Genomic DNA, 16,648 nt, shown 5'->3' on the forward strand with positions numbered 1-16,648 from the left:
CTTGGGCTCTTGGGCTCTTGGGCTCTTGGGCTCTTGGGCTCTTGGATCAGGTACGACTACGGCTCAACACACGTTCTCGGTGCTGTTGACCAACCGGTTGCCGCGGAAGGTGGTGTTCTCTCCGCACGGGCTCTCCCGGATGGCCGAGTTGGTCACCGTGAGGTTCTGGACGGTGATGTCCCGGTTGTTCGGGAATTCGGAGCGGGCCGCGAGACGGATCTCGCCACCGCCGGTGACCGTGCCGCTCTGGGCGGCGAGGTTCACGTTGTAGCAGTTCTCGATCAGGATCGCGTTGTTGCCCGTGTTGGAGAGGGTGATCCTGTCGATGACCGCGCCACCGCTCTCGGAGACACAGAAGACGCCGCGTCCGCCGCCGCGCGCGACGACCTCGCCCACGCGGATGTTGGTCGGGTAGGAGCTGCCGACCCGGCCGTTGCGGTTGGCCATGCGGAAGGCCGCGTATCCGGTGCCGGCGCCCGCGCCGTCCGCGTCGACCTTGGTGACGGTGGCGTTGACGGTCTGGTTGAGCAGCAGCCCCGACTCGCCGACGTTACGGGCCGTGACCGTCCCGATGGTGAGGCCGTCGACGCCGTACGTCTCGACCGCGTGACTGCTCGCGCCGGAGACGTACACGTTGTCGATACGGACGTTCCGCGTCCACTGGCTGGTGTCGCCCCGGTTGTCGACGCGGACGCCGAGGCCGCGCGAGAGCCGCATGTCGAGCTGGCCGAGGACGACGTTCTGGACGTTGCGCAGGAAGATCCCGTAGAGCGGGGTGCCGGTGAGGTTGAGGTGCTGGACCTCTATGTCACGGGTGCCGCGGGAGTAGACCGGGGCCTGGTCGCCACTGCCCGTGCCGGTGACATTGATCGTGCCGCAGGCGTCGAGCACGGTGTAACTGGGCAGCGAGACCCGGGCCCCGGCCGCGATGGAGCCCGAGCCGCGCACGACGACCCGTTCCTTCGAAGTCCGGCCCGACGTCAGGCTGTTGACGGCCGTCTGCATCGCGGTGCGCATATCGGTGCCGGTGTAGGTGACGGTGCCGCCGCGCCGGGCGGTCCAGGTGCTGCCGTTCAGTACGGCCTCGGCCTGGTACGAGCCCTCACCGCAGGCCGCGGCGCTCGCGGGCGCGGGGGCGCCCAGCGAGAGGGCGCCGGCCAGCAGGGCGGTGGCGCCGATGGCGGCCGCGAGGGACCTCCGGTGGGCTCCAGGGATGATCGGCTTGCTTGTGGGGGGAGTTGGGGCAATGCGTCCCATGGTGGTTTCTCCTGTGGGGGGAGGGTGGGCCGCGAGTGTGGCAAGCGCTTTCCATCAGCGTCAAGGGGGACGGCGGCCGACGCCTGACGCCTCTTTTCAGTCGCCGACCGCCTCCCGCGTCATCGGCGGCTCCGCAGGCGTCGGCCTGACCGGGGCGAAGAGGACCGCGCGGGCCACGGCCGGGGCGAACAGGACGCCGATCGGTGCGGTGAGGGTCAGGGCGGAGCGGAAGGCCCGGCCCACGACGGGGTCGCCCGGGGTGCGCTCCTGTACCCGGCGCAGATACCACCCGGCGACCCGGTCCGCGGCCTTTGCCTCGACCGCGTTGCCGATCGCGCCCGGCATCTTCTTGTCCGCCCCGGCCGAGATGTCCCACGCCTGGCGGGAAGCGGCGAGCAGCGCGGACTGCACCCTGCGGGTGGTGGGCGTACGGCGCGGGTCGGCGAGGGCGTCACGCAGGGCGACGGCGCTCATCGCGGCGACGGCCATGCCCTGCCCGTAGATCGGGTTGAAGGTGCACAGGGCGTCGCCGGTCGCCAGGAACCCGGCGGGGCGGCGGCCGGGCAGGTCGTAGCGGCGCCGTACGTTCGCGGTCCGCCGGAAGCCGGAGACCGGCGAGAGGGGTTCGGCAGCGCGCAGCCACTGGTGCACGAGCGGGTGCGGCATCCGCTTGGCGTACGCCTCGAACTCCGCCTCGTTCGTGGGCGGTTCCTCGCCCCGCAGCCCCGAGAAGGTGGCGAGATGGGTGCCGTCCTCCAGGGGCAGGACGACGACGCCGTAGGGCTGGTCGGGGTTGGGGACGACGTAGAAGCCGAGGGTGTCGGCGGCGGAGCGCTCGCTGCCGAGGGTGCCGTTCGTGTCGCGGTAGACGCGGGAGGCGTAGGCGAGGCCGGTGTCGATGGTCTCCTCGTGCGGGGCGTCCGCGCCGATCGCGGCGAGCCAGCGCGGGGCCTTCGTGCCGCGTCCGGAGGCGTCGACGACGAGATCGGCGACGAGTTCACGCTGCTCGGCCCGGATGCCGTCCCCGCCGGCTCCGGCTCCGGCTCCGGCTCCGGCTCCGCGCTCCCGCAGCAGTACGCCCCGTACGCGCGTGGCGTCGCCGAGCAGGCCGACGACGTCGGTCCCCTCGATCACGGTGACGGCGGGGTTGGCGAGCACCCGCCCCCGTATCAGGCTCTCCATCTGCGCACGCGACCCGGTGTGTAGGTACGTCGACGCGGGCAGCCGCCGGAACCAGCGTCCGCTCTGCCACTGCACCATGTCCTCCGGCATGCCGACACGCGGCGCGCCCGCCTCCCGCAGCTCCTCCATGAACCCGGGCAGCAGTGCTTCGAGGGCGAGTTGCCCGCCCTCCAGCAGTACGTGCGGGTGGCGGCTCTGCGGTACGCCCGGCCGGGGTGCCGGTCCGGCACCCTCCGGGTATCGATCCCGTTCGACGACGGTCACCCGGTCGGCGTGCCCGGCGAGGACATGCGCCGCGAGCAGCCCCGCGAGACTGCCCCCGACGACCACCACGTGCCGCCCGCGCGAGCTCTCCGGGCCACCGGCGCCGCCCTCATCCCAACGGCTCGTCCCTCGCACCGAGTTCACTGAGCACATCCCCCCGTGTCGGAGATTGGTTCGACCAACATCAGTATTCACCCATGGCGGGTCGAGACGATCACATTTGGACGGCGGGTACCGATGTCAGTGCCTCCCCCTAAGGTGACGCCCAGTCCTGAACGAACTGCTCGACGAGTGCCCCATGGGCTGGGCCGCCGTGTACATGCTTCTCCACGCCGACGGAGCCGGAGACGGGGACAACCCGACCCGCCTCTACTGCCCCACGGCAGTGTGCGGCGGTCGCAACCTCCCCACCAACAACTCCGTGAACTGCGCCGCCGCCCACGGCAGCCGTCGCCCGAGCATCGTCTGCACCTGGGCCTCGCGCTGCCGGAACACCGGATGGTCGACGTGGACGTAGGCGACGCCCTCCGTGGCCGCGCCCTCGTCCAGGTCTCCGAGATCGCCGACCAGGGCGATGCCACCCCCGGACCGTACGAACTCGTACTGCGGGGCGAGCGCGTCGCACACCAGGGCCGGGCGGACCGTGAGGCCCTCCAACTGCGCGCCGATGTCGAAGAGTTCCCGCTGGCTGGTGCCGGCCGAGCCGAGCGCCAGCGGGTGGGCGCACAGCTCCGCCAGTGTGATCCGTCGTCGGTCCGCCAGTTCGTGGCCCACGGGCACGATCGCGGCGACCGGGATGACGACCGCGCACTCGACCCGTACGTCGTGCTGCGGGCCCATCGCATAGGTGGCGGCCACATCGACGATCCCCTCGGCCACCCGCCGGGTCGCCTCCTGCCGGGGCACGATGTCGAGCCGGAACGTGACGTCCGGGTACGCCCGCCGGAACGCGGCCATCGCACCCGGTACGACCCGCCGCGCGAACCCCTCCGAGCAGGCGACGGCGACAGTGCGCACATCGGCGCCCCGCCCCGTACGCAACTCCTCGACGAGCGCGGCCGTTTCGACCTCGCTGCGGCGGGCGTGCCCGAGCAGCCGTGAACCCGCGTCCGTCACGGTCATCCCGCGCGGATGCCGGACGAAGAGCGGTACACCGATGCCCGCCTCCAGCTTGGCGATCTGTCGGCTGATCGCGGACGGGGCGACGTTCAGCACCTGGGCCGCCTCACTCACCGACCCGGTCCGCGCGACCTCCAGGAAGTACGCGAGGCTCACCGGCACGAGCTGCACAAGTCCCCCTCCCACCACCACGTCCAGGTTTGCCGAAATGAGAACACCGGGGCCCGAAAACGGCAATGGTCGCCGTCCGGAATCACCCCTACGCTGCTGAGCCAACACCCTTTCTCCCTCCTCCGCCCCCTCCCCTCGCCGTGTCCGATCACGCTTCGCCCACGCCCTGATCCGTTGCGACACCCTGGAGAGACTCCGCCGTGATCCCCGCGCAACTGCGCCGCAAGGCCGAGGAGTTCGTCGACTCGGGCGCCTTCTTCGCCGAGCTGGCCGCCATGGTGGCGTATCCCACCGAGAGCACCCGCCCCGAGGGCGGCGTTGCCGTCAAGGCATACCTCGACGAGATTCTGACCCCTGCCCTCGTCGGCCTCGGCTGCTCGGTACGGACGTACGACAACCCCGACCCGCGCGGCGGCCCCTTCCTCGTGGGCCGCCGCGTCGAGTCCCCGGCCCTGCCCACCCTCCTCTGCTACGGCCACGCCGATGTCGTCGACGGGCAGGCGGGCCGGTGGAGCGAGGGCCGCGACCCGTGGACGCTGACCGCCGACACGACCGCCGACGGTGAGCGCTGGTACGGGCGCGGCGCGGCCGACAACAAGGGCCAGCACCTGGTCAATCTCGCCGCCCTGCGGCTGCTCCTCGCCGAGCAGGGCAGGCTCGGCTTCAACCTGACCTTCCTGTTCGAGACGGGCGAGGAGATCGGCTCCCCGGGCCTCGCGGAGTTCGCCGCCGCACACCGCGCCGAACTGCGGGCGGATGTACTGATCGCCTCGGACGGCCCGCGCGTCGACGCGGCCACCCCGACGCTCTTCCTCGGTGCCCGCGGCGGCGTCCAGCTCGCCCTGGACGTGAACCTGCGCCCCGACTCCTACCACTCGGGCAACTGGGGCGGCATCCTGCGCAACCCGGCGACCACCCTGGCCGGGGCGATCACCACCCTCGTCGACGGCCAGGGCCGGATCCGCGTACCGGAGCTGTTGCCGCCCGAGATCCCGGACGCCGTACGGCAGTCGCTCACCGGCATCACGGTCGCCGCGAGCCCAGGCGACCCGACCCCGGACGAGGACTGGGGCGACCTCACGCTCACCGCCGCCGAACGCCTCTACGCCTGGAACACGCTGGAGGTGCTCTCGCTGGGCGCGGCCGACGTCGACCGTCCGGTCAACGCGATCCCCGGCCGGGCCCGGGCGGTCCTCCAACTCCGGTACGTGGCGGGCACGGACGTGAGCCGGGCCGGCGAGATCCTCACCGAGCACCTCGTCCGCCACGGCTACCCCATGGTCGAGGCGACCGTCGTCGGCCACTTCCCCGCCGCCCGCACACCGCTCGACGACCCCTGGGTGACCTGGGCGAAGTCCGCGCTGGAACAGGTGTCCCCGGGCCCGGTGACCGTCCTGCCCAACATCGGCGGCTCACTCCCCCACGCCGTCTTCACGGACACCCTCGCCCTACCGGCCCTCTGGCTCCCCCACTCCTACCCGGGCTGTCTGCAACACGCCCCCGACGAACACCTCCTCGCGGCAACAGCCCGAGAGGGCCTGACCCTGGCGACCACCCTCTTCCACACCCTGGGCAACCCCACCCCGACCCATCCCCTCCCCGGCCGCCCCCAACTGGGCCGAGTCCCACTCCCCCGCCGAGCCCGACGCCTCTGACTCCCGCACCGGTCGGGGTGGCCTGAGTCGCCGCCGGTCGCTCGGATTGGTAACCGCTTAAAGCGGTTACCAATCCGAGCGACCTCTCGGGCCACCGTGTGATGGCCACCGACTCCCGCACCACTGACTCCGCGCCGGGCAATCGTGCCGCTGAGGGCGGCACGGAGGGGCGCAGCGGCACCCCGTGAGCGCCGGGACTCGCGACCTCCCCCGTCCCCGCTCCGAGCCCCGCTCGTCACACCGCGAAGGGAAGCCCCCATGACGGTCCAGCACCCCCACCCGCCCTCGTCCCCCTCCTCCCCACCGAACCCCTCGCACACGCCACACCCCCCACACCCCCCGCCACCAGACGAGCCATCGCCGCAGCCACCATCGGCAACGCCCTCGAATGGTTCGATCTCCTCCTCTACGCCCTCCTCGCCACCTACATCGGCCGCACCTTCTTCCCGGCCGACGACCCGGGCGTCCAACTGGTCCAGACATACGCGGTGTTCGGCGTGACGTACCTGATCCGCCCCATCGGCGGCCTGCTGCTCGGCGCGTACGCGGACCGCCAGGGCCGCAAGAAGGCCCTCATGCTCTCCATCCGCCTGATGGTGGTGGGCACCCTGCTGATGGCGTTCATGCCGGGCTACACCACCCTCGGCCTGGCCGCGCCGCTCGGCATCGTCATCGCCCGCCTCCTCCAGGGCTTCGCGGCAGGCGGTGAGTTCGGCGCGGCCACGTCGTTCCTGGTCGAGCAGAACGCGGGCCGCAAGGGCTTCTTCGGCAGCTTCCAGTTCGCGAGCCAGGGCCTGTCCACACTGCTGGCGGCGGGCTTCGCGGCCGGCCTCACGGCCGTGCTGTCGGAGGACCAGATGACGTCATGGGGCTGGCGGGTGCCGTTCGTGTTCGGCCTGCTGATCGGCCCGGTGGGCTACTTCGTCCGCAGATACGTGGGGGAGTCCCCCGCGCTGACAACGGAACCGGCCCCCAAGTCCCCAGTCCGCACGGTCTTCCGCGACCACTGGCGGGGCCTGCTGATCGCGGGCGGCGTCCTGATCGTGTCGACGGCACTGAACTTCATCCTCCAGTACCTGCCGACCTTCGGCATCAAGGAACTGGGCCTGGACGACTCCCTGTCCTACGTGGCCCTGTTCATCACCGGCGCCATCCTGACCTTCGGCACCCCGGTCGTGGGCCTGCTGGCCGACCGCTACGGCCGGCTGCGCATCATGCTCCCGTCGGCCCTGCTGATCGGCGCCGCGGCCGTCCCCCTCTTCCACTGGCTCACGGCGTCCCCCTCGTTCCTGACGCTCACCCTCTGCATGACGCTCCTCGGCCTGCTCAAGGCGGCGTACTTCGGCGCCCTGCCCTCGGTGATGTCCGACGCGTTCCCCACCACCGCCCGGGCGACCGGCCTCTCCTTCAGCTACAACACCACGGTCGCCCTCTTCGGCGGCTTCACCCCGACGATCGCCGCGGCCCTGGTCACCTCGACCGGCTCCCAGGTCTCCCCGGCGTACTACCTCCTGGCGGTCTCCCTGCTGAGCGTGACGGCGCTGCTCGCAGGGGCCCGCTTCCAGAACATCCGCTGAGCCTCAGCCCTGCTCCGCCGCCAACCGCAACGAAATGCTGTTGATGCAGTACCGCTGATCCGTCGGCGTCGGATACCCCTCACCCTCGAACACATGCCCGAGATGCGAGCCGCAGCGTGCGCAGCGCACCTCCGTGCGGAGCATGCCGTGCGAGCGGTCCTCGATCAGTTCCACCGCTTCGCTGTCCTTGGGGTCGTAGAAGGACGGCCAGCCGCAGTGGGACTCGAACTTCGTGGTGGAGGTGAAGAGTTCGGCGCCGCAGGCACGGCAGGAGTAGACACCCTTGGTCTTGGTGTCGGTGTACTCACCGACGAAGGCGGGCTCCGTGCCGGCCTGGCGCAGGACCGCGTACTCGGCCGGCGTCAGCTCCGCCCGCCACTGCTCGTCCGGCTTCTCTACGTCGTACGACATGAAACTCAGCCCCTCAACTCTGCGCCAGGCGGTCCAGGATCAGCGGGCCCAGGTCGGTGACGTCACCCGCGCCCATGGTGAGAACGAGATCACCGGGCTTCGCCATTCCCGCGATCGTCGCGGGCGCCTCGGACTTGTCGTGGACGGCCGTGACGTCCGCGCCCGCCCCCCGCGCCGCGCCGATGATCAGCTCGCTCGTCACCCCCGGGATCGGGTCCTCGCGGGCCGGGTAGATGTCCAGGACCACCGACGCGTCCGCCAGCGCCAGCGCCTCACCCATCTCCTTGCCCAGCTCCTGGGTGCGGGAGAAGAGGTGCGGCTGGAAGAGGACCAGGATGCGGGCGTCGCCGGCCGCCGCCCGCATCGCCTCCAGGTCCGCCGTCATCTCCGTCGGGTGGTGCGCGTACGAGTCGATGACCTGCACGCCCGCCGTCTCACCCTTGAGCTGGAGGCGCCGCTTCACCCCGGTGTACGCGGCCAGCGCCGGCGCCAGTTCGGCCGCCGGGATGCCGAGCGCGACGCCCGCCGCGAGCGCGGCTACCGCGTTGTGGGCGTAGTGGCGGCCGGGGACGGAGACGGCGAAGGTCAGTTCCGTGCCGTCCAGCAGGACCGTGACCTCGCTCTTCAGGCCCTGGGGGACGACGGACAGGACGCGTACGTCGGCGTCGGCGGCATCGCCGTACGTGACCACCCGCACGCCCTCGATACGGCTCGTCAGCTCGCGGGCGCCCTCGTGGTCGGCGTTGATGACCAGCGTGCCGCCGGGGACGATCTTCCCGGCGAACGTCTCGAAGGACTCGTAGATCTCGTCGATCGAGGCGTAGTTGGCGTGGTGGTCCAGCTCGACGTTGAGGACGATGGCGACCTCGGGCGCGTACTTGTGGAAGCTGCGGTCGCTCTCGTCCGCCTCGGCGACGAAGATCTCGCCGTCGCCGTGCAGCGCGTTCGAGCCGGGCGCGTCGAGGTCGCCGCCGATGGCGTACGAGGGGTTCAGGCCCAGTTCGGACAGCGACACCGCCAGCATGGACGTCGTCGTGGTCTTGCCGTGGGTGCCGGCGACCGCGATCGGACGCAGACCGTCCATCAGCCGGGCGAGCGCGTCCGAACGGTGGACGACCGGGATGCCCAGCTCGGCGGCGCGGGCCAGCTCGGGGTTGTCGGCGCGGATCGCCGACGACACGACCACGCAGGTGGCGTCGTCCGCGAGGTGCTCCGCCGCGTGCCCGATGTGCACGGTCGCGCCCAGCGCCCGCAGCGCGCCCGCCGTCTCGGACTCCTTGGCGTCGCTTCCCGCGACCTCGGCCCCGCGCTGGGCGAGGATCTTCGCGATCCCCGACATCCCGGCGCCGCCGATCCCGATGAAGTGCGGTCGGTCCATGGCGGTAGGAAGGCCGGGGGCCATGTGCGTCTCCCAAGTACTGGTACGGCGAGGTTCAGCGCACCACCCTATTAGCAACGGTCGGCGCGGGTGCCTACACCCGGCTGTGCGAGAACAGCTTCAGCACCGGCACCCCCACCTTGTGCCGCGCCCTCGACGCCCAGTCCCGGTGGAAGAACTCCTCCACGTAGTGCGGGTCGGTCAGGACGAGGACCTCGTCCGCCCCGACCTCCTCGACCAGGGCCCTGAGCGCGTCCAGCGGGTGGTCCTCGATCAGCCGCCCGTCGGCCTCGCCGCCCGCCACGCGCAGCGCCTGGAGGGACACCTCCAGAGCCTGCGCCCCGGCGTCCCTCGCCTGCTCCCCCTCCGGTGTCTCCCCCTCGCGCGCCGCCGCGGCCGGCTCGCCGAGAGCGAGGTCGTCGATGGCCCGCAGCAGGCGGTCCGCCTGGTCACCGCGGGGCTGGAGCAGCACATGGAAGGAGACCGGCTCGTCGCCGTGCAGGGTGGTGACGAACTCCACGTCCGCGGACGTCAGGGCCTTCTCGATCATCAACACGCTCGTGAACGACACCTCAGGCGCCCTTCTCCTCGGAGGACCGATCGGGCCCTCACTCCTCAGGGTTCTAGTGTGCCCAGCGAAAGCGAAACGGAACGGTAGATTCCGCCCGTTTACACGTACGACGGTATGCACGCACGACGGCCGGTACGCGTGTGCGGAGGCCGTTTGGCCGCCCGTGCGCGGCGGCCGGTACGCCTGCCCCGACAGCCCGTACGTCTGTACGTCTGTACGACTTCAGGTACGACGGTAGCGACTGAACAGAAAGCCGGCCTCCTCCAGGAGCGACACCAGCTCGAACCGCCGGGGCACGGCCACCGAGGGCCCTCCCGCGATCCGTTGCGCGTCCCCGGCCGTGAGCATCGGCGACACCGTCAGACACAGCTCGTCCAGCACCCCGGCCGCCACCAGCTGACCGAGCAGCCGTGGCCCGCCCTCGCTGAGCAGCCGGGTCAGGCCCCGGTCGGCGAGGGCGCGTACGGCCCGGGCGGGATCCACGGCGGCACCCTCTCCGGCGATCAGCACCTGGGCACCGGCCTTCTCGGCGGCGGCGAGCCGGGCGGGGAGCGCGGCGGCGCCGGTCAGGACGAGGGTGGGGACGAGGGGCTCGGTGAAGAGGGGTGCCGAGAAGTCCAGGTCCAGGCTCGCGGTCACCACCGCGACGGCGGGCACGGGGGCCTGCCCGGCCGCCTCGCGCGCCTCGGCGAAGGCCTCACGCGCGCGCGCCGGGCGGTACCCCTCCTGCCGTACCGTTTCCGCACCGACCACGATCACATCCGCGAGCCCCCGCAGCGTGCCGAAGATCCGCATGTCGGCGGCGCCGGAGATGGGCTGGGAACGCCCGTCGTGCTGGGCGGCCCCGTCGAGCGTGGACACCATGTTGGCGCGCAGCCAGGGAATGGGGCCGTCGGAGGCGGCCCGGGGCTCGGGATAGGCGTACGCCGACGCCAGCTCGGCGAGGCTCCACTCACGGTCCGCGAGGTCGGGGACGGCCTCCATGCCTCCGCCGGACGGTGTTCGATCGGTCACAGGGAACAGGCGTCGCATGTCGTGCAGTGTGGCACGACCTTTAGACTGGGTAACCGTGTCATCGTCCTCAGCCACCATGTCCGGAATCGGCCCCATACCTCATGCGGCCCCGCTCTCCCTCTGCGCCCGTGAGCCGCATGTGCCCGCCGACCGGCTCGTCGCCGAGATGGTGCCGCCGCCGCGTTTCGACTCGGTCCGCTTCGATACGTACATACCGGACCCGAACCAGCCCAGCCAGACCGAGGCCGTCCGCGTCCTGAGCGGTTTCGCCGCGGGGCTCGGCGGGGCGCACGCCGCCTCGGCGGCCAGAAGGCGCCGGTTCTTCGGCTTCGGCAAGGCCTCCCGGCAGACCCCGGCAGGCCCGCGCGGTGTCTATCTGGACGGCGGTTACGGCGTCGGCAAGACCCATCTGCTGGCCTCCCTCTGGCACGCGACCCCGGCCGAGCCCGCGCTCAAGGCCTTCGGCACCTTCGTGGAGCTGACCAACCTGGTCGGCGCGCTCGGCTTCCAGAAGACGGTCCAGACGCTGTCCGGTCACCGGCTGCTGTGCATCGACGAGTTCGAGCTGGACGACCCGGGCGACACCGTCCTCGTCTCCACCCTGCTCGGCAAGCTCGTCGACGCGGGCGTGGCGCTGGCCGCCACCTCGAACACCCTGCCGGGCAAGCTCGGTGAGGGCCGGTTCGCGGCGGCCGACTTCCTGCGTGAGATCCAGGGCCTGTCCGCCCACTTCCGCGCCCTGCGCATCGACGGCGAGGACTACCGCCACCGCGGGCTGCCCGAGGCCCCGGCGCCGTACTCCGACGAGAGGGTCACGAAGGCCGCGTACGCCACGCCGGGCGCCTCGCTCGACGACTTCCCGCAGTTGCTGGACCACCTCGCCCGGGTCCACCCCAGCCGGTACGGCGCCCTCACGGACGACCTGACGGCCGTGTGCCTGACCGATGTGCAGCCGGTCCCGGACCAGTCGACCGCGCTGCGGCTCGTCGTGCTCGCCGACCGGCTGTACGACCGCGAGGTGCCCGTGCTCGCCGCCGGGCTGCCCTTCGACAAGCTGTTCAGCGAGGAGATGCTGAACGGCGGCTACCGCAAGAAGTACTTCCGCGCGATCTCCCGCCTCACCGCGCTCGCCCGCGACGCGAAGCAACTCGTGGAGCACTAACCCCGCGAAACCTCACAGGTCAAGGGCTTGTTCAAGCCAAGCCGCCCTCGCTTTTCAGGCTCTCTTCAGCTCGAAACGTTAAGTTAACCCTGCAAACAACATTGCAGGGTTAACGTGTTTCTTGACCAGTGGTTGACCATCGGTTGACCAAACCGAGCAACTGCCGGTTCCATGTCATTGGCCGCGAACCGCCAGGGGGGAGGCTTGTGTTGCGACGTACGACGATCCGAACGGCCGTTTCAGCCCTGGCCGCCGTCCTGCTCGCGCTGCAGCTCTTCGCTCCCACGGCTTCCTTCGCAGCCGCGCACACACTCCGCAATGTCATGGCCAAGGCAGAGCCCGGAAAGGCACTCAAGGCCAAGCCGGTGCGTGACACGGTAGTCACGTACCGCAAGTGCGACCACTCGGAGGACCCGACCGGTCCCCTGCGCACCCGCGACCGCCATCGCGCCGTCGCCCACACCGTTCCCGGCGAGCCCGCGCGCCCGCTGCTGGGGGAGAACCCAGCGGCCGCGAGCGAACCGGAACGGCCCTCGGCCCGGCATCACCGGACGTCGAGATCCCTCGCGGCCCATACCCCGGCCGCGCTCCAGGTCTTCCGCTGCTGAGCGGACCGGAGCACCTTCCCCCCCCCACACACACTGTCGTGCACTGTCGTGCAACCCGACGCGCCGCTGCGGCGCGCCAGGAGGAGTCACCACATCATGCAGCCCCTCATCGACAACGCCCGTACGTTCGGACAGCGCCCTGAGGAGTTCGCCAGGCTGGCCGAAGGCCAGTCCCCCGAGGTCCTGTTCATCACCTGCTCGGATTCCCGGGTCGTCCCCGCACTGATCACGGGCGCCCGCCCCGGCGAGCTCTTCGAGCTGCGCACCGCGGGCAACATCGTTCCGCCGTACACCTCCGACCGCCCCACCGGCGAGACGGCGACCATCGAGTACGCCGTGGAGGTCCTCGGCGTCAAGGACATCGTGGTCTGCGGCCACTCGCACTGCGGCGCCGTGGGCGCGCTGGTGCGCGGCGACGACCTCGACGCCGTCCCGGCCGTACGGGACTGGCTGACCAGTTCGACTCCACGCCCCCAAGGGACGGTCGAGGACCCGACGGTGGCCGAGGGCGTCCAGAGCCATGTCCTCAGCCAGCTCCTGCGCCTGCGCTCCTACCCCTGCGTGGAGAAGCGTCTGGCCGCGGGTGAACTGCGCCTGCGCGGCTGGTACTACGAGGTCCACACCGGCTCCGTGCGCGAACACCGCGCGGAGACCGACCAGTTCGAGACGCTGTGAGCGGCGGGATGTCCAAGATGACTTCCGCGAGCCCCACCCCCTCCGTCCGGACCAGGTTCCCTCATCTGCGGCAGGATTTCGCCGCTTCGCTCGTCGTGTTCCTGGTCGCCCTGCCGCTGTGCGTGGGCGTGGCCGTCGCCTCCGGGGTGCCGGCCGAACTGGGCCTGGTCACCGGCATAGTGGGCGGCATCGTCGCCGGCCTGATGCCCGGCAGCAGCCTTCAGGTGTCGGGCCCGGCGGCGGGTCTGACCGTGCTGGTCTTCGAGGCGGTGCGCGAGTTCGGGCTGCCCGCGCTCGGCGTGATCGTGCTGGCCGCCGGTCTGCTGCAACTCGCCATGGGCGCCCTGAAGTTGGGACGCTGGTTCCGGGCGATATCCGTGTCCGTGGTCGAGGGCATGCTGGCTGGTATCGGGCTCGTGATCATCGCGGGCCAGCTGTACGCGGCCGCCGGGCTGAAGGCTCCGGCCTCCGGCCTGGACAAGATCGCGGGCCTGCCCGGCGCCTTCGTCGACGCCCTGGGCTCCACGGCCGCCCTCGCCTCCCTCGGGCTCGGCGCGGGCACGGTGGCCGTACTCGTGCTGTGGAAGCGGCTGCCGAAGAAGGTCCAGGCGGTGCCGGGCGCGCTCGCCGCGGTCGTCCTGGCCACGGTCGTCTCTCTGGCGTTCAGCCTGCCGGTGGCCGATGTGGAGGTGAAGGGCCTGCTGGACGCGATCCAGCCGCCGGGCCTGGACGCCTTCGGCGAGCTGGCTAGCCCCGCCATGCTGGGCACGATCCTCGCCTTCACCCTCATCGCCTCCGCCGAGAGCCTGTTCAGCGCGGCGGCGGTGGACCGGCTGCACGACGGTCCGCGTACCGAGTACGACAAGGAGCTGATGGCGCAGGGCGCGGGCAACACGGTGTGCGGGCTGCTGGGCGCGCTGCCGATGACCGCGGTGATCGTACGCAGCTCGGCGAACCTCCAGGCGGGCGCGAAGACGAAGGCGTCCCGGGTCCTGCACGGCGTCTGGCTGCTGCTCTTCGCGGCGCTGCTGCCCGGCGCTCTCGCCCTCATCCCGCTGCCCGCCCTGGCCGGCATCCTCGTCCACGCGGGCTGGAAGCTGATCCCGTTCCGTGAGGTCGTCTCGCTGTGGCGGGCGCACCGGGGCGAGGCGCTGATCCTCGTCGCCACGGCCGTGGCGATCGTCGTGGTCAACATGTTCGAGGGCGTGCTGATCGGTCTGGCCCTCTCCGTCGCCAAGACGGCGTGGGAGGCCTCGCACATCAAGCTGGAGGTCATCGACAAGGGCGCGGGCCCGGTGCAGGCGTACCTCTCCGGGAACGCCACGTTCCTCCGCCTGCCGAAGATCCTGGACAGTCTGGAGTCGCTCCCCCAGGACCGCCCCGTCGAACTCCACCTCTCCGGCCTCCACCACCTCGACCACGCCTGCCGCACCGCCCTCGAATCCTGGGCGGAACGACACAGCGCGACGGGAACGGAACCGGTGAAGGTGACGTCGGGAACGCTCTGACCGAGATCTGAGCCCACCACCGCCCCAGCCGCAGGCCGGCCAAGCGGCTGCGGCTGGGGCGACGCACGGTCCGCCTCAGCCGCAGCCGCAGCCGGCCATGCCGCTGGGGCGGCACCCCGTCCGCCCCTGACTGCGGGCACCCGACCCGCAAAGAGCGGCACCCCGTAGGCGCCGGGCCGCGCGCGACCTACCCCCGCCCAGCAACAGCCGCGGGCGCCAGCGCCCAGACGCGGCGGCGTACACGCGTAGGCCCGTACGGGTCTCGTGCCGCCGCCCGGCGGAGTGTTGCCCGCACCCGTACCGACGGCTCCCCGGATGGTGCCGTCATGACGCGTACCCGTACGGCCTCCCTGTGCGCCGCCGCCCTCCTCATCGCGAGCCTCCAGACGACGGCCACGGCCACGGCCATGCCCGCGCCCACCTCCGTCCCGCGCCACGAACAGCGCTGTACGAGCATCCCGGGCAAGCCGCGGGGCGAGGCGCACCAGGTCATGGACGTCGTGCGCGAGGCCCGCCGGGGGCTCGACCTCAAGGAAGTCCTGGTCCGGGTCACGACCGGCGGCCGGAAGGCGGTGACCGGGGCGGCCTTCCTGACGGAGCTGTACGCCCACCCGTTCCGGCAGTGGACCCCGCGCGAACTCGTCGCCCACCCCCTCCGCCACCCCCTCCGTCACGCCCTGCGGTACCGGCCGGGCATCAACTGGAGCTGTTCGCACGCCGACTTCGTCCTCCTCGGCATCGCCTTGTTGGAGAAGATCACCGGCACCCCGCTGGAGCAGTTCCTGCGCGAACACGTCATGGACCCGCTGGATCTGCGCGAGCCCCGCAACGGCTTCACCCCCGAGATCCCGCAGCCCGTGCTGCACGCCTACGACGCCGAACGCGGCCTCCACGAGGAGTCCCCGTACGGGAACCCGTCCTGGTCCACCGCCCCCGGCGCGGTGCTCACCGGCGACATCTACGGCTGGGTGTTCCAGAACAACACGGCGGAGACGATCACCAACCGCGTCCCGGCCGCCCTGGCACCGGACCGGCCGCTGGGCGGCTAGGCGTGGCCCCATGGCCTACCCCTACGGAATCGACGGTCGCCTCAGCCCCCACCCCCGACATATCGTGGTATTCGCGGTGATACGGGGCGGCTCGAAAGGTGGTCGTCATGATCCAGGAACTGCTGGCGGCGGCTGTGGCGGTCGGTGCCGCCGGGGCCGTGTACGTCGCCGCGGCGGCACGGGTCGTCAAGCAGTACGAGCGCGGAGTCGTGTTCCGACTCGGGCGCCTGCTGGGCGAGCCGCGCACCCCCGGCTTCACCCTGGTCGTGCCGGGCGTCGATCGTCTCCGCAAGGTGAACATGCAGATCGTGACGATGCCGGTGCCCGCGCAGGAGGGCATCACCCGGGACAACGTGACCGTGCGTGTCGACGCGGTCGTGTACTTCAAGGTCGTCGACGCGGCGAACGCGCTCGTCACGGTCGAGGACTACAAGTTCGCGGTCTCCCAGATGGCCCAGACCTCCCTCCGCTCGATCATCGGCAAGAGCGACCTGGACGACCTGCTGTCCAACCGCGAGAAGCTCAACCAGGGCCTGGAGCTGATGATCGACAGCCCGGCCGTCGGCTGGGGCGTCCAGGTCGACCGGGTCGAGATCAAGGACGTGTCCCTGCCGGAGACGATGAAGCGGTCCATGGCCCGGCAGGCCGAGGCCGACCGGGAGCGCCGGGCCCGGATCATCAACGCCGACGCCGAGTTGCAGGCCTCGAAGAAGCTCGCCGAGGCGGCGAAGGAGATGTCCGAGCAGCCCGCCGCGCTCCAACTGCGCCTGCTGCAGACCGTGGTGGCGGTCGCCGCCGAGAAGAACTCCACGCTCGTGCTGCCCTTCCCGGTGGAGCTGCTGAGGTTCCTGGAACGGGCCCAAGGCGACCAGCCCCCCGCTGCTCCCCACCACCAGCCCCTCGCTCCCCACCAACAGCCCTCCACCCCCCACCAGCAGCCCGAAAAGGCACCCCTTCAGCCACCCGACACCCCACCCGCCCCACCAAGGCCGACCGAGTGATGCCCCCATCACCTTCTACGCGCGTGGTTCCCGGCGCCGTGACCGC

Annotated in this window: 15 protein-coding genes; 8 read left to right on the top strand and 7 right to left on the bottom strand. The window is 71.3% G+C overall.

The window, feature by feature from the left end; all coding sequences use genetic code 11:
• Window positions 1-63 precede the first annotated feature (63 nt).
• The 3 genes from SGFS_RS16510 to SGFS_RS16520 all read right to left on the bottom strand — a co-directional run bounded on the left by SGFS_RS16510 (window position 64) and on the right by SGFS_RS16520 (window position 3,993).
• Window positions 64-1,257 carry a hypothetical protein gene (locus tag SGFS_RS16510; RefSeq protein WP_286251068.1) on the bottom strand — a complete coding sequence of 398 codons (1,194 nt, stop codon included), beginning with the start codon at window positions 1,255-1,257 and terminating at the stop codon, window positions 64-66.
• Between the two features lie 96 nt (window positions 1,258-1,353).
• The gene (locus SGFS_RS16515) at window positions 1,354-2,856 is read right to left on the bottom strand and encodes an FAD-dependent oxidoreductase (protein WP_286251070.1); all 1,503 of its coding nucleotides are present in this window, start codon (window positions 2,854-2,856) and stop codon (window positions 1,354-1,356) included.
• Between the two features lie 216 nt (window positions 2,857-3,072).
• Window positions 3,073-3,993 (bottom strand): LysR family transcriptional regulator, encoded by a 921-nt coding sequence (locus SGFS_RS16520; RefSeq protein ID WP_286251071.1) that lies wholly within the window; start codon window positions 3,991-3,993, stop codon window positions 3,073-3,075.
• 200 nt (window positions 3,994-4,193) lie between these two features.
• Between SGFS_RS16520 and SGFS_RS16525 the strand changes: the two genes are divergently transcribed.
• Window positions 4,194-5,648 (top strand): M20 family metallopeptidase, encoded by a 1,455-nt coding sequence (locus SGFS_RS16525; protein WP_286251072.1) that lies wholly within the window; start codon window positions 4,194-4,196, stop codon window positions 5,646-5,648.
• A 371-nt stretch (window positions 5,649-6,019) separates the two neighbouring features.
• Window positions 6,020-7,225 carry an MFS transporter gene (locus SGFS_RS16530; protein WP_286259951.1) on the top strand — a complete coding sequence of 402 codons (1,206 nt, stop codon included), beginning with the start codon at window positions 6,020-6,022 and terminating at the stop codon, window positions 7,223-7,225.
• Between the two features lie 3 nt (window positions 7,226-7,228).
• On the opposite strand, the gene msrB is transcribed toward SGFS_RS16530, so the two are convergent.
• The 4 genes from msrB to SGFS_RS16550 all read right to left on the bottom strand — a co-directional run bounded on the left by msrB (window position 7,229) and on the right by SGFS_RS16550 (window position 10,617).
• Complete coding sequence (msrB, locus tag SGFS_RS16535; RefSeq protein WP_286251074.1) at window positions 7,229-7,636, bottom strand: peptide-methionine (R)-S-oxide reductase MsrB; 408 nt, start codon at window positions 7,634-7,636, stop codon at window positions 7,229-7,231.
• Between the two features lie 13 nt (window positions 7,637-7,649).
• Window positions 7,650-9,038, bottom strand: a complete 1,389-nt coding sequence (murC, locus tag SGFS_RS16540) for a UDP-N-acetylmuramate--L-alanine ligase (RefSeq protein WP_286251075.1) — start codon at window positions 9,036-9,038, stop codon at window positions 7,650-7,652.
• 70 nt (window positions 9,039-9,108) lie between these two features.
• Entirely contained in the window at window positions 9,109-9,564 is a 456-nt protein-coding gene (locus tag SGFS_RS16545) for an indole-3-glycerol phosphate synthase (protein ID WP_286259952.1), read from the bottom strand.
• Between the two features lie 243 nt (window positions 9,565-9,807).
• On the bottom strand, window positions 9,808-10,617 hold the full coding sequence (locus SGFS_RS16550; protein WP_286251076.1) for a pyrimidine reductase family protein: 810 nt from the start codon (window positions 10,615-10,617) through the stop codon (window positions 9,808-9,810).
• 58 nt (window positions 10,618-10,675) lie between these two features.
• Here SGFS_RS16550 and zapE point away from each other — a divergent pair, with 58 nt between their 5' ends.
• From zapE to SGFS_RS16580, 6 genes are all read left to right on the top strand, one after another.
• A complete protein-coding gene (gene zapE / locus SGFS_RS16555; protein ID WP_286259953.1) occupies window positions 10,676-11,761 on the top strand; it encodes a cell division protein ZapE in 1,086 nt (361 codons plus the stop codon).
• 206 nt (window positions 11,762-11,967) lie between these two features.
• Window positions 11,968-12,369, top strand: coding sequence for a hypothetical protein (locus SGFS_RS16560; protein WP_286251077.1), 402 nt, complete (start codon window positions 11,968-11,970; stop codon window positions 12,367-12,369).
• 96 nt (window positions 12,370-12,465) lie between these two features.
• A complete protein-coding gene (locus SGFS_RS16565) occupies window positions 12,466-13,044 on the top strand; it encodes a carbonic anhydrase (protein ID WP_286251078.1) in 579 nt (192 codons plus the stop codon).
• Window positions 13,045-13,061: 17 nt separating this feature from the next.
• Window positions 13,062-14,552 carry a SulP family inorganic anion transporter gene (locus SGFS_RS16570; RefSeq protein ID WP_286251079.1) on the top strand — a complete coding sequence of 497 codons (1,491 nt, stop codon included), beginning with the start codon at window positions 13,062-13,064 and terminating at the stop codon, window positions 14,550-14,552.
• Window positions 14,553-14,878: 326 nt separating this feature from the next.
• On the top strand, window positions 14,879-15,601 hold the full coding sequence (locus SGFS_RS16575) for a serine hydrolase domain-containing protein (protein ID WP_286251080.1): 723 nt from the start codon (window positions 14,879-14,881) through the stop codon (window positions 15,599-15,601).
• A 107-nt stretch (window positions 15,602-15,708) separates the two neighbouring features.
• Complete coding sequence (locus tag SGFS_RS16580; protein ID WP_286251081.1) at window positions 15,709-16,602, top strand: slipin family protein; 894 nt, start codon at window positions 15,709-15,711, stop codon at window positions 16,600-16,602.
• The last annotated feature ends 46 nt before the right edge of the window (window positions 16,603-16,648 follow it).

The sequence above is a fragment of the Streptomyces graminofaciens genome, from assembly GCF_030294945.1.
Classification (GTDB): domain Bacteria; phylum Actinomycetota; class Actinomycetes; order Streptomycetales; family Streptomycetaceae; genus Streptomyces; species Streptomyces graminofaciens.